Origin of the sequence: Methylicorpusculum oleiharenae (assembly GCF_009828925.2) — a bacterium.
Classification (GTDB): domain Bacteria; phylum Pseudomonadota; class Gammaproteobacteria; order Methylococcales; family Methylomonadaceae; genus Methylicorpusculum; species Methylicorpusculum oleiharenae.
Map to the genome: position 1 here is coordinate 1,973,834 of NZ_WUTY02000001.1, position 12,341 is coordinate 1,986,174.

General features: G+C 49.2%; 12 protein-coding genes. 9 read left to right on the forward strand and 3 right to left on the reverse strand.

Annotated features, from left to right (window positions below; all coding sequences use genetic code 11):
• Positions 1-17: 17 nt before the first annotated feature.
• From GO003_RS09025 to GO003_RS09045, 5 genes are all read left to right on the forward strand, one after another.
• On the forward strand, positions 18-2,687 hold the full coding sequence (locus GO003_RS09025; RefSeq protein WP_231088906.1) for a TrlF family AAA-like ATPase: 2,670 nt from the start codon (positions 18-20) through the stop codon (positions 2,685-2,687).
• 8 nt (positions 2,688-2,695) lie between these two features.
• Positions 2,696-3,940, forward strand: a complete 1,245-nt coding sequence (locus GO003_RS09030) for an RNA-binding domain-containing protein (protein WP_159659382.1) — start codon at positions 2,696-2,698, stop codon at positions 3,938-3,940.
• Positions 3,937-4,470 (forward strand): hypothetical protein, encoded by a 534-nt coding sequence (locus tag GO003_RS09035; RefSeq protein WP_206444827.1) that lies wholly within the window; start codon positions 3,937-3,939, stop codon positions 4,468-4,470. The genes GO003_RS09030 and GO003_RS09035 overlap by 4 nt, the downstream gene beginning before the upstream one ends.
• Before the next feature lie 96 nt (positions 4,471-4,566).
• A complete protein-coding gene (locus GO003_RS09040; RefSeq protein WP_206444828.1) occupies positions 4,567-6,012 on the forward strand; it encodes a UvrD-helicase domain-containing protein in 1,446 nt (481 codons plus the stop codon).
• 225 nt (positions 6,013-6,237) lie between these two features.
• Entirely contained in the window at positions 6,238-7,455 is a 1,218-nt protein-coding gene (locus GO003_RS09045) for an NYN domain-containing protein (RefSeq protein WP_159659383.1), read from the forward strand.
• Positions 7,456-7,652: 197 nt separating this feature from the next.
• Here GO003_RS09045 and GO003_RS09050 read toward each other — a convergent pair whose 3' ends face one another.
• From GO003_RS09050 to GO003_RS09060, 3 genes are all read right to left on the reverse strand, one after another.
• Positions 7,653-7,853, reverse strand: coding sequence for a DUF7706 family protein (locus tag GO003_RS09050; RefSeq protein WP_206444829.1), 201 nt, complete (start codon positions 7,851-7,853; stop codon positions 7,653-7,655).
• Positions 7,850-8,518 carry a hypothetical protein gene (locus GO003_RS09055; RefSeq protein ID WP_159659384.1) on the reverse strand — a complete coding sequence of 223 codons (669 nt, stop codon included), beginning with the start codon at positions 8,516-8,518 and terminating at the stop codon, positions 7,850-7,852. Before GO003_RS09055 ends, GO003_RS09050 begins: the two co-directional genes overlap by 4 nt.
• An 85-nt stretch (positions 8,519-8,603) precedes the next feature.
• Positions 8,604-8,903, reverse strand: a complete 300-nt coding sequence (locus GO003_RS09060) for a hypothetical protein (protein WP_159659385.1) — start codon at positions 8,901-8,903, stop codon at positions 8,604-8,606.
• Positions 8,904-8,936: 33 nt separating this feature from the next.
• Here GO003_RS09060 and ssb point away from each other — a divergent pair, with 33 nt between their 5' ends.
• From ssb to GO003_RS09080, 4 genes are all read left to right on the forward strand, one after another.
• Positions 8,937-9,365 (forward strand): single-stranded DNA-binding protein, encoded by a 429-nt coding sequence (ssb, locus tag GO003_RS09065; RefSeq protein ID WP_159659386.1) that lies wholly within the window; start codon positions 8,937-8,939, stop codon positions 9,363-9,365.
• 145 nt (positions 9,366-9,510) lie between these two features.
• Complete coding sequence (gene bet, locus GO003_RS09070; protein WP_159659387.1) at positions 9,511-10,566, forward strand: phage recombination protein Bet; 1,056 nt, start codon at positions 9,511-9,513, stop codon at positions 10,564-10,566.
• Positions 10,567-10,741: 175 nt separating this feature from the next.
• Positions 10,742-11,077: a hypothetical protein gene (locus GO003_RS09075; protein ID WP_159659388.1), complete on the forward strand. Its 336-nt coding sequence runs from the start codon at positions 10,742-10,744 to the stop codon at positions 11,075-11,077.
• Complete coding sequence (locus GO003_RS09080; protein ID WP_159659389.1) at positions 11,074-12,075, forward strand: YqaJ viral recombinase family nuclease; 1,002 nt, start codon at positions 11,074-11,076, stop codon at positions 12,073-12,075. Before GO003_RS09075 ends, GO003_RS09080 begins: the two co-directional genes overlap by 4 nt.
• The last annotated feature ends 266 nt before the right edge of the window (positions 12,076-12,341 follow it).

Below are 12,341 nucleotides of genomic sequence, written 5' to 3' on the forward strand. Positions count from 1 at the left end.
TGGGTCGCGGAGAAAACATGATGTATGAACACTTTAACAAGGCCAGATTCTGGAAATGTGCCTTGCAAGTTAATCCCGCTGGTTACATCGCGTATCGTGGTGATAGTCACGGCATGACGGAGACACAATACAATCAAGAATTGGCGCGGCTTGCAGTGGAAAATGACATTAATGTGATCGGGCTGGCAGATCATGGCAATGTCGATGGTGTGGATGCGGTCCGCACCATCATGAATGAACGCGGTATTTTGGTGTTTCCTGGGTTTGAGATTGCATCTAGTGAAAAGTCACATTTCGTTTGTCTTTTTGCAGAAAATATCACTCGGGATATGCTGATTGGATATATGGCGAAACTTGAAATCGATGCCAATAACCCTACTCATCCGTCAAGACTTAGTGCGGAACAAATCATTTCAAAAACAGAGGAGTTAAATGGATTTATATATGCCGCACATTGCTCGGATGATAATGGCGTTCTTAATCGAAAACTTAACCATGTCTGGAAAAATCCCTTGCTTAAAGCCGCTCAAATCCCAGGGGAATTGGCTGAGCTAAAAAACAATGAAGGCGAGACATATCGGCAAATTTTGTTAAATAAAACACCTGAATACAAGAGAGAAAATCCGATCGCTATCATTAACGCCAAGGATGTGGAAAAGCCGGAAACCCTTGCAAATCCGAAAGCCTCCTGTTTGATAAAAATGACCCGCCCCTGCTTTGAGTCCTTCAAGCTGGCATTTCAAGACCCGGAATCACGGGTACGGCTAAACAGCGACGTTTCCGAAAACTATTATTCCCGTATCGAAAGCCTGAAAGTGACGGGCGGCTATCTGGACGGTGTACAAATCGAATTCTCCGAGCATTTGAATGCCGTGATCGGAGGACGAGGCACAGGAAAATCCACGTTATTGGAGTGCATTCGTTTTTGTCTGCAATTAAGACCCATCGGCAAACAGGCACAAAAGCAACATGATGACATCATCAAAGAGAATCTGGGCAAAGCCAAGGCACGGGTAGAACTGGTAATCCGCTCATCAAGCATGAACGGCAAACGCTTTACCATTGCTAGGCGTTATGGCGAGAGCGCTAGCGTGAAGGATGAACACGGCACTATGTCTGCTTTTACGCCCGCCGATTTGCTGCCGGAGATTGAAATCTACGGACAGAATGAGATTTACGAAATTGCCCAAGACAAAGCCAGTCAACGTCGATTACTTACACGTTTTTTGGCAAGCGAACAACAGGACGGCGAAATCCGTATTCAGGAAATTATCACTAAGCTGGCGGAAAACCGGAAAAAACTGCTGGCAGCGCAAGAACAAGTGGCAGAAATTGAAGACGAAGTCGCACGTTTGCCAAAATTGGAAGAACAATTAGGACAGTTCAAAACGCTGGGACTGGAAGAAAAATTAAAGGTCGTACCCTTGCTGGAGACGGAAAAACGGTTACAGAAAAGAGCCGTTGGAGAAGAAAGCCAATTGCTCGATAAAGCCTTTCAAGGTGTGCGTGATAGCCTGCCAGATACCGTTTTTTTGAGCGATACCGCTATCGGCTATTTGCCCCATGCGGAAAGTTTCCGCAAGCTGCGGGCGGTGTTAGATACTCTGCGTACCGATGCTGAAACTCTGCTAGAGCAATGGCAAGTGAAATATGCCGCCGCCCAAACCACGATTGGCTTGATTGCGGAGGAATTGAATGGTTTGCTGCAACAGGAAGAATCGGCTTTGCAACTTACCTTTAAGGAGCTGCCTGCGTTTGAAGGCAAAACCGGCACAGAAATTGGCATTGGTTTTCAGAATTTGTTGCGGGAAATTGAGCGAATTAGACCCAAGCAAACGCTTATCCAGAATCGACAAAACCTTGTTACCGAACTTATTCGGCAACGGCGAGCCATTCTTGATGATCTATCATCGCTTCGGGCTGAGCGTTCCGCGCAATTTGCAAGGACACTGAAAAGCTTGAATAAACGGCTTGCAGGAAAGCTGAAATTAACGGTTAAACCCGAAGCCGAGCGGCAGCCAGTGGTTCAATTCCTGGTGAATTGCCGATTGGAAAACGTAGCGGAAGGGCGTTTAGCCTGGATTCGTGAAGCGGAAAGTTTTTCGCCCGTTAAATTGGCTGAATATATTCGACTTGGCTCGGATGCCATACATACGGCCTCTATAACTGACGGCTGGAATGTGACACCCACTATTGCCCATGCGTTAGCCCGTCTTAGCCCTGAGCAAATCCTGCAATTGGAAGAGCTGGAGTTACCCGATTTAATCAGCATCGAATTGAACACCGCCCATGAAGGCCAAGAAAACTTCAGGCCGCTGGATAAACTGTCAACAGGACAACAATGCACGGCGATTTTGCATTTGTTGCTGCTCCAGAATCTTGATCCGCTATTGATGGATCAACCGGAAGACAATCTGGATAATGCTTTTATAGCCGACCGCATCGTCACTGAACTAAGGTCGGCAAAAATAGCCCGACAATTTATTTTCGCTACCCATAATGCGAATATTCCCGTATTTGGCGATGCCGAATGGATCGGCGTTTTCGAGGTTCAAGATAATCAAGCGCAAATGCCTTTGGATTCGCAAGGTGCCATAGACGTAACGCAAGTTCGAGATAAAGCTGCAGAGATTCTTGAAGGCGGAAAAATAGCTTTTAACCAACGTAAAGCCAAATACGGTTATTGAGGTAAGTTATGCTGAAAGCTGAATTGCTTGAGATTATCGCTAACGGAGAAAACTCCGGCGTGGAGTTCAAACGGGACGATATCCGCCCTGAACAATTGGCGAAAGAAATAGTTGCCCTGGCAAATTTTCAAGGTGGTCGGGTCATTCTCGGTGTCGAGGATGACGGCAGCCTATCCGGACTCAGACAACAAAATACACAAGAATGGGTTTTAAATGTGTTTCGTGACAAGGTTTATCCGCAAATAATTCCTTTTTATGAGGAGATAAAAATTGACGGTCAAAACCGCGTCGCTGTTATCACGATTGCACCCGGCATTTCCAAACCTTACATGTTAAAGCACAACAACCGAGAGGAAGTTTATATCCGCATGGGTGATCGTTCGGAATTGGCATCGCGTGAACAACAATTACGGCTTTTTGAAAGCGGCGGACTTCTTCATGTTGAGGTTCTGCCTGTTGCAGGAACGTCCTTAGGCGTGTTGGACTTAGACAGGCTTAACTACTATCTATCGACCATCATTAGAGACCCCGAAATTCCAGTAACAAATGCGGAATGGGAAGAACGCTTGCAAGGTCTCGGTCTTATGGCTTCTGACGGTTTGGGAAATACTGTGTGTTCTATAGCCGGCTTGCTCTGCTTCGGCATTAATCCTCGACGGTATCTACGGCAAGCTGGTCTTCGCATCATGGCATTTTCAGGCGTTGATAAGGAATATCAGGCGCAACTTGATGTCGTGCTGGATGCTCCGCTCGTTGGTCGATGGAAGAATGACAGTGCAGGGAGAAAACAATTGGTCGATGAAGGATTAATTGAAAAATTTGCAGCAGCTATTGAGCCTTTCATTACCCAAGAGTCTTCGGTTATTGACGAGAACATGCGACGGGAAAAAGTCTGGTTTTATCCTTGGGAGGCAGTTCGCGAAGCGGTTATAAACGCAGTCGTCCACAGGGACTGGACAAGAACGGTCGATATTGAAGTAACGAATTATGCTGACCGACTTGAAGTCATTAGCCCAGGAAAGATGCAAAACTCAATGACTATCTACAAAATGATCGCCGGTCAGCGTTCACCACGAAACCCTCTGATTATGGAAATTCTTCGTGATTATGCTTATGTCGATTCGCGAGGCATGGGAGTACGCACCAAGATCATTCCATTGATGAAAAAATATAACCACGTTGAACCCACTTTCAAAGCAACTGAAGATTATCTAAAGACAATTTTATCGGTGAAAACAGGCGAAATTTTGTGAATTTCCGTATTGCAGACACTTTCACCGACAGCCTCGCCAAACTCACCGGTGAAGAACAAAAAGCCATTAAAACCACCGCGTTCGATCTGCAACTGAATTCGGAAAATCCCGGATTGAGTTTTCACAAATTGGATAGGGCCAAGGATAAGAACTTCTGGTCAGTACGCGTTAGTACTGACATTCGTATCATCGTCCACAAAACGCAAAGCAGTTTGTTGCTGTGTTACGTCGACCATCACGATAATACCTATCACTGGGCAGAACGCCGCAAGCTGGAAACACACCCGCGAACGGGTGCTGCGCAAATCGTGGAAATTCGGGAACGTGTCGAAGAGATCATCGTATCGAAATACATTGAGTCCACGATAGTCAAACCAGTCAAGCCGCCACCGTTCGCCAAATACACGGATGAGCAACTGTTGAGTTATGGCGTTCCGGAAGAATGGCTGGCCGATGTCCGTGCTGCTGATGAAGATTCGATTTTGGAATTGGCGGACCACCTACCTGCCGAAGCCGCTGAAGCGGTTTAGGATCTTGCGGTCGGAAAAATACCATCGATTGTTGAGCCAACCGAAGTCGTTACCGATCCATTTCAGCATCCGGATGCTTTACGACGATTCCGGATCATGGCTAATGTCGATGAATTAGCTCAGGCGCTGGATTATCCCTGGGACAAATGGACGGTGTTTCTGCATCCTGCACAACGCCAGTGGGTTGAACGCAGTTATAACGGTCCGGCCCGCATTTCCGGTTCAGCTGGCACGGGTAAAACCATTGTCGCGCTGCACCGCGCTGTTTTTTTAGCACGGAATCATCCTGAATCGCGCGTTTTACTCACTACGTTTTCGCCAACATTGGCCAACGCCTTACGCAATAAATTGAAGCGTCTGATTTGTCATGAGCCTCGCTTAGCCGAACGTTTGGAGGTGCATGCTTTGGATGCCATTGGCCAACGTTTGTATGAATCCAATTTTGGTAAATGCCAAATGGCGACTTCAGAGCTGATTCGTGAGTTGTTGAACACCGCGTCTAAGCAGGTTCAAGGACATAAATTTAGCCAGCAGTTTTTGGTTTCCGAGTGGGAGCAAGTGGTTGATGCCTGGCAATTAGCGTCTTGGGAAGCTTATCGGGATGTGAAACGGCTGGGTCGAAAAACCCGTTTGCCCGAGGCTCAGCGGCAGCTGCTGTGGTCGATATTTGCACAGGTTAAATCGGATTTGGTTGAGCGTAGCGTATTAACTTATGCCGCCATTTTTACGCGCTTAGCCGAACATTTTGCGCAGCAGTCTCGCTATCCTTTTGACTTTGCTGTGGTAGATGAAGCACAAGATATTGGTATAGCGCAATTGCGCTTCCTGGCTGCGATCGGGGCTGATCGTCCCAATGCTTTGTTTTTTGCCGGCGATCTTGGGCAACGAATTTTTCAAACGGCGTTTTCATGGAAATCATTAGGCGTGGATATTCGTGGTCGCTCGCGGTGTTTGCACATCAACTATCGCACCTCCCATCAAATTCGCGCGCAAGCCGATCAGCTGCTTGGGCCGGATATTTCTGATGTGGATGGTAATGTCGAGGACAGAAACGGCACGATCTCGGTATTTAATGGGCCAGCGCCGTCCATTTTAATGTTGGATTCTCCCAACCAGGAAATACGCGCCGTCGCCGACTGGTTATCTCAATTGTCGACTGATGGCATCAAGCCTCATGAAATGGGGGTTTTTGTGCGATCGGAAGCGGAATTGGAGAGAGCGATTTCCGCCGTAACCGTGGCATCTTTGGCCTATTTCGTTTTGGACGAGCAGGTCGAAACGACAACAGGCTTTGTTTCGCTTTGCACCATGCATATGGCTAAGGGATTGGAATTTAGAGCCGTTGTGGTCATGGCTTGCGATGACGAAATCATTCCCTCCCAATCTCGAATTGAATCGGTTGCTGATAACGCTGATTTGGAAGAAGTTTACGAAACTGAACGTCATTTACTTTATGTCGCCTGTACACGTGCCAGAGATCATTTGTTAGTGACCAGTGGGGATGTGCCCTCTGAGTTTATTGATGATTTGAAGCAACGATAGGAATCAAAAAAAGCCTTACACAAGGAATTCAATATGGCTAACAATTGGCTTACACAATTCATCTTCTCCCATACGGAACCTTTTAGCAGAAATTGCCTTGGGTTAATTCTGTCGCCATAGAAATTTTATCGTTAGATCATATCTCGTCGACTTTGGGTTGGATTAATAAAAAAAATGGCTCAGCCCGAAAATTAATTTATTTTATTTGTACTTTGCTCATACCCCATGACTCAGCCAAAAGCCAATCGAATTGCAGTATTCGTTGACGCCGAAAATGTCACAAACTGGATCAAGCGCGACGGCGTCAGATTACTGATGGAAGAGCTAAATCAGATTGGTCAGATCATTATCCGTCGCGCTTACGGTGTTTGGAGCAAGCCCAATTTGGCGATGCACCAAGCCGCTATCAATCAGTCCGGGTTTGAGCTCATCCACTGCTACCATCCCGTGTCAGGAAAGAATACGGCGGATATTCAGATGACGGTGGATGTCATTGAATGCGCCTGGCAATTACCGAACATTTCCTGCTTTGTGCTGGTCACCGGCGACTCAGACTTTACGCCAGTCTTTCGCCGACTCAGAGAGATGGACAAAGATGTCATTGGCGTTGGTCAGCATTCGACATTGAGCGAATGCGTGAAGACCTCGTGCACTCGGTTTATTTACACGGACGAGGTCATAAACACATTGGTCATTAATGTAGTTCTGCCACAAGCGCCCCTGGCACTGCAGCCATTAACGAATTCCCAACCAACGCTTACGCTAGCAAAGGCTGATGAATGGGTCATTGCCCACTTGAAGGCATCACCCACACCAGTCAATGCATCGCAAATCAAGACGTTGCTCAAGCAACATGCGGCCGACTTCGACGAAAAGCATTACGGCTTTAAAACGTTTACCGATTATCTAAAAGCCAACGACGCTATTGAAGTCAGCAAAAGCGGTACGGTTAATTTCGCCAATCTGGCAAAGTCAGTTCAACCGACCGAAAAAACTGAAGTCGTTGCCAGCGCGGAGGGCTATAAAGCCCTGCTAAAAAAATACAATGCGCTTCCAGACAATGCCGACACGCTGAAGATAATTTTTAAACACGCCGTTACCTTGAAGGACATCTGTACTGATCCGGCACAATTTAGAACGGCATTATTCATACTGTGCCATAAGGCTGACCCGAACATTAGCAAAACGACCGTTAACAAAGCGTTTTCCTATTTTATGGTCATGGGATTGGTACATACTGAAAAGGCTAAAGGTGGCGTCGATGCCGTTCGTGTGAAAAAAATGGTATTGAAGGATTTTTTATTGAAATCTGACAAGTTGGTCATCGCCAAGCTACTGGAACTTGGCAAAACCCAGGCCTTGGATTTGAAAGCCAAGGAAATCAAGAAACTTTTGCTGTCAACGATCAGTAAAGACAGTATTAAGAAACTGATTGGTGAATGAAGCAGGATGAACCAACGGATGATGTGTTCATCTAGCGACTCAACTCATGTCCGCTAATACGGTAATAAGCGCTTCTTAGGAGACTTGGATCCGCCAAATTTAGCATTTGACTTAAATTATTGTCATGTATAGGTGTCAATAAATATGAATTCAGTTGTTTGAGCGGAGTTTGTAAAAAGTGTGCATGTTAATCAGCGTTACCTCGGTTTTATCCCATGTACTTCCAGGTTCGCTCTGATCATTTCCCCCACGGCCTGCATGCGATAAGCCTCTTCATCATCGACAGCCTGACTGCGAAAATCAGCAAATCCAGTTCGCTTTAGAAATTGCGCCAAATCCCAAGCCTCCTGTTCGGATAACGAAACACTCAAGCATATTTCACCCGGATTAACGGTCATTGCGCACCCGCCTTATCCGAGTCGGTCTGATCAATTACTGAATCCTCCTCTTCGGAAAGCCGCTCTGGCTCAGCCAACAGTCCCGACTCTTGCCTGGCCAACCTTACCGCCTCCCCATGCCCTTGTTCATACGCTGCCTGATGCGCATGTTTTTCCATCGTCACAATTTTATTGGCCAGTCGCTGCAAGCGCTGCTGCCACTGAAGGCGTGCTTCAATGCAATGTTTGTTGGAGATAACCTGGCACAACCACAAGGTGTCCATGACGATCATTAATTGGTCCAGCAAACGAATCAACTCGACGAATTGCGCAATCTGCGGCGAGGCAATTTTTGCGACAAATTCCCGAGGGTGGGTATAGGTAGGCGTTTCGGTGATGCCGTTGTCGGCCTTGAGTTTTTCCAGCCGGCTCTTTTCCTGCTGCAGCTGCTCCGCGCATTCGACAATCATCTGACTGACGAGGCTTTCGATTTCATCGACGGTTTCCTCACGGCCAATAATCCGCAGGATCACGTCGATCGCATACAAGGACACCATCAGCCGATGATAGCTGTTGCGAATGACGCGAATGGCTTGTTCGCTATTCACAGCAAATGTGCGTTGAAAAATCGGCCGACTGATGGCGCGACGCGGGGCTGATTTTGGCTGTGGAGCTGTTTCGGACATGACTGTTTCCCACGTTGGATAAATGAGCCCTGATCGTAAGCCAAATTTTTTTCGACCTTTCTGCAATAAAGGACGAATTCGACCTTTATTGCAAAATCAGCCCCAAAATTTTCTGCTTCAATACCTGCCAACTGAATCGGTTAGCCTCCGGCTTGCCTGCTTGTCTAAATTTCTCGGCTGATCTTTCACGATCACCTTGATCCGACTTCGGTCGGCGTTCCGTTTTTAAGCGGCGACGGTGGTTGTCCATCGGCGTGTCAGGTGCGTCAAGCCTGATGTGATGTTGGTGTTTTAAATTTTCATCCTGTCTGGGAGTGCGTATTCCTAGCCGGGAGTGCGCCTGCCGGAGGTGACCCATCGCCGCGCAGGTGGGTTTTATTTTCATTTGTCGGGCGCGGCCGATTAGGAGGACATCATCATGGCCAATCGTGGTGTAAATAAAGTCATCTTGCTGGGCCGTCTCGGCGCCGATCCGGATATTCGCTACATGCCGAATAACGGCGGTAAAGTTGTAGCAATTCGCTTGGCAACCAGTGAAGTTTGGAAAGATGCAAAAAACGCCAAACAGGAACGTACTGAATGGCATCGGGTCGTGTTTTTTAAAAAACTGGCCGATACCGCCGGCGATCTTTTGAAGAAAGGCAGCAAAATCTATGTGGAAGGCACTCTTCGCACCCAGCAATGGGATAAGAACGGCGAAAAGCGTTACCGCACAGAAGTGGTTGTGCATGAGTTGCAACTGCTCGATCGCCCAAGTCCGTCTGCATCTGCAAACGGTTCCTCATTGAACTCGGGGTCAGAAGACGCCGATTGGGATGACGAGTATGCCGACATGCCGCTCAACTAAATCCATGCGTTACATGCGCTGCCACAAGCACGGGTAAATTTTAACTTACTGCCGAACAGTCTGAACTGTTTCGGCTTTTCAACCCAAAGGGGACGACCATCCCCGTTGGGGTCATGGCGTTCCCATTTTGATAAGGAGACCCACCATGAGCAATCAAAACCGAAACTATCCCCCTAAGTCGCGCGACTTACCCATGCCTATGGCAGCCCAGCAAGGCTATGGCATTTCGGAGCAGTCCTGGAAGGTATTGACGGAAGTCACCTTTCCGACGGCTAAAACCCCGGAAGCCATTCTAATGGCGCTGGATTATTGCAAGGCCCGCAAGCTCGACATCTTCAAAAAGCCGGTGCATATCGTGCCGATGTGGAGTGCCGCTTTAGGCCGCAATGTCGAAACCGTCTGGCCGTCCATCATGGAAATCCAGACGACTGCGTCCCGAACCGGTGTTTGGGCCGGCATGGACAGACCCGTTTGGGGTCCGGATATCACCAAAACCTTTACCGGGCGCTACAAGGACGATAACGAGCAATGGCAGGAATCCAGTGTCACCGTGACCTTTCCCGAATGGGTGGCGGTTACTGTGTATCGGATCGTCGGTGGCAAACGTTGCGCCTTTACCGAGGAAGTCTATTGGCTAGAAGCCTACAGCACCGCTGGCGGTAAACACTCGCACGTGCCGACCGCCATGTGGATCAAACGCCCCAAGGGGCAATTATCCAAATGCGGTAAAGCCGCGTCGCTCAGAGCCGCCTTTCCGGAGGAATGCGGTTATGCCGCCGAGGAAATGGCTGGCAAAACCCTTGACGATATTGCCGACGGTAGCGTAATCGATGGCAGTGCCACGCTTGTGAATGCAGCCGAGGTTGGCAGTGACGATTACGTTTTGGGTGGCGATGCTGGCGTTGATGCAAATCGTGTCATCGATCTGTCGCAAATCCATCCCAAGGTGCAAAAAGCGGTCGCTGAACTGGTTAGACGTACCAGAGCGGCTGGCGCCTGGAAAGCCGCCTACGACTATGCCCATCAAAAGTTCAGCGGTATCGATCTGACCTTTGCCCTGGCCGAGTTGGACAAGGTATCGGAAGTTGAACCCAGAACGACACCTGCATTGGGCCAAACGGAAGCGACCGCCATGCCGCCATTGACACCGAAAGATATGGCCATGACACAGGCGCGTCAGGCTTTGGGTGCCAACCGTTAGTCATTTCACTGTATAGGGCTGTCCCGTTGCTTAATCACGCCATCGGCTAAGCCATTTTCATACTGATGTGTGCTGGATTCCAGCTTCCGTCACATTCAACTACCACCCCTTCAGGGCGTCATGACTCGCCCGTGTGGGGATTCATGATGCTCTGAGTTTTTTGTAAGGAGAGATCATGAATGCAATCGATCAATCATTGAACCGGCTGCCCTGTCATACCGATTGGCAGCGTTACGACTCACCCACGGTGCTTCGCCGGCATGGGCGCGGTTTTTTAGAACGCCTGTGGCGACCCCAGAGCAACGAATCCAATCCACAACCCTTGAGCCAACCGGAACTGACGTCACTGGCCGAGAGTTTTGGCGGAATCTGTCTGCCGATGCAAGACGAACTGCTGTTGCTATTCGGCGATGGCCATTGGGCCCGGCGTTGCCAGACCCATTTGCAGAAGCTCGGTATCGAAACGGTGCGCTTCGGTTGTCAGGTGCAGTTGACCGGATTTTCGCGATGAAGGTCATTGATGTTTCGCAACGGTCTGCTGCCTGGCGGCACTGGCGTTCACAAGGCGTCAGTGCCAGTGAAGCCGCCATCGTCATGAACCGCTCGCCCTACAAAACCCCGTGGCGGCTCTGGGCCGAGAAAATCGGCCTGGTGCTGGAAGCCAGCCTGGATAACAACCCGTTGATCCGCGCCGGCATCCAGCAAGAGCCCGCGGCTTTGCAACGCTTCGAGGACAAACACGATCAAATGTTGTTGCCGCTGTGCGGCGAGTCGGAACAGTATCCGTTGATGCGGGCTTCGTTCGATGGCTTGTCCGACGCGAATGAACCCGTGGAAATCAAATGTCCGCATGAGACCACGTTTCTGGATGTGCTGTTGAATCGGGAAGCGTCCGAGGCCTATCAACTGTATTGGTGCCAGGTGCAACAGCAGCTGTTGGTGTCCGAAGCGCAACGCGGTTTTCTATTCTTCTACCACCAAGGTCAGGACATCGAGTTCGAAATTCAGCGCGATGAGACTTTTCTCACCAAGCTGGTCGAGTCCGCGATGGACTTCTGGTCGGCGGTCCAATCCAAAAAGGAGCCGAACAAGGATCCCGAACGTGATTTGTACTTGCCCAAAGGTGATGCGGAGCAGCAATGGCAACAGCTGGCGGCGAGTTATCGCAACCGTGCCGTGAAAATCGCGGATTTGAAAGCGGAGCTAGCCACCTTGGAGGCGAGTCAGGCGGCCATTGAAAACACGTTGGTGTTGCTGATGGGCGATTACGTGGCCGCAGAGCATTCCGGGTTGCGGATCAGCCGCTTTCAAAGCCAGGGCGCCATCGATTACAAGGTGGCACTTCACGCCTTGCAACCGGCTGTTCAGGCTGCGGCGCTGGAAGTTTACCGAAAACCGTCGGCCACACGGGTCCGCGTGACTTGCCGGGACGACGACGGCAAACATGCCGAAGTGCCGTTCGATGCCCAAGCCTTGCAAGACCTGGCGGGTGTGGACTTTTGGTTTTGATAGTTCGTTTCAAGACATCCTGTAACCCTGGTGGTTACGGGATGTTCATTGATTGATGGCCGGCCAAGCTAGTTGACGCCGGACACCTGATGGAATCATTCAGTTTAGGTATGTCGGTTTTAGGCTGAGCTTTTAAAAAAAGTCCAACCCAAAACCCGCATCGTTCAGGCATTCCCTTCGTGGAATCCCGAATCCGGTTTCGACCGGCGTTCCGTTGTTAAGCGGCATGAGCGTTTGTCTCGTGTGCCAGGTGCGTCAAGCCTGGT

What these genes read in the sequence shown, in the direction of transcription:
- GO003_RS09055 (WP_159659384.1), bottom strand. Translation starts at nt 8,518, where the DNA reads ATGTCCGAAACAGCTCCACAGCCAAAATCAGCCCCGCGTCGCGCCATC.
- GO003_RS09080 (WP_159659389.1), top strand. Translation starts at nt 11,074, where the DNA reads ATGAAGGTCATTGATGTTTCGCAACGGTCTGCTGCCTGGCGGCACTGG.
- GO003_RS09060 (WP_159659385.1), bottom strand. Translation starts at nt 8,903, where the DNA reads ATGAAAATAAAACCCACCTGCGCGGCGATGGGTCACCTCCGGCAGGCG.
- GO003_RS09030 (WP_159659382.1), top strand. Translation starts at nt 2,696, where the DNA reads ATGCTGAAAGCTGAATTGCTTGAGATTATCGCTAACGGAGAAAACTCC.
- GO003_RS09050 (WP_206444829.1), bottom strand. Translation starts at nt 7,853, where the DNA reads ATGACCGTTAATCCGGGTGAAATATGCTTGAGTGTTTCGTTATCCGAA.
- GO003_RS09075 (WP_159659388.1), top strand. Translation starts at nt 10,742, where the DNA reads ATGAATGCAATCGATCAATCATTGAACCGGCTGCCCTGTCATACCGAT.
- bet (WP_159659387.1), top strand. Translation starts at nt 9,511, where the DNA reads ATGAGCAATCAAAACCGAAACTATCCCCCTAAGTCGCGCGACTTACCC.
- GO003_RS09025 (WP_231088906.1), top strand. Translation starts at nt 18, where the DNA reads ATGATGTATGAACACTTTAACAAGGCCAGATTCTGGAAATGTGCCTTG.
- GO003_RS09045 (WP_159659383.1), top strand. Translation starts at nt 6,238, where the DNA reads ATGACTCAGCCAAAAGCCAATCGAATTGCAGTATTCGTTGACGCCGAA.
- GO003_RS09040 (WP_206444828.1), top strand. Translation starts at nt 4,567, where the DNA reads ATGGCTAATGTCGATGAATTAGCTCAGGCGCTGGATTATCCCTGGGAC.
- ssb (WP_159659386.1), top strand. Translation starts at nt 8,937, where the DNA reads ATGGCCAATCGTGGTGTAAATAAAGTCATCTTGCTGGGCCGTCTCGGC.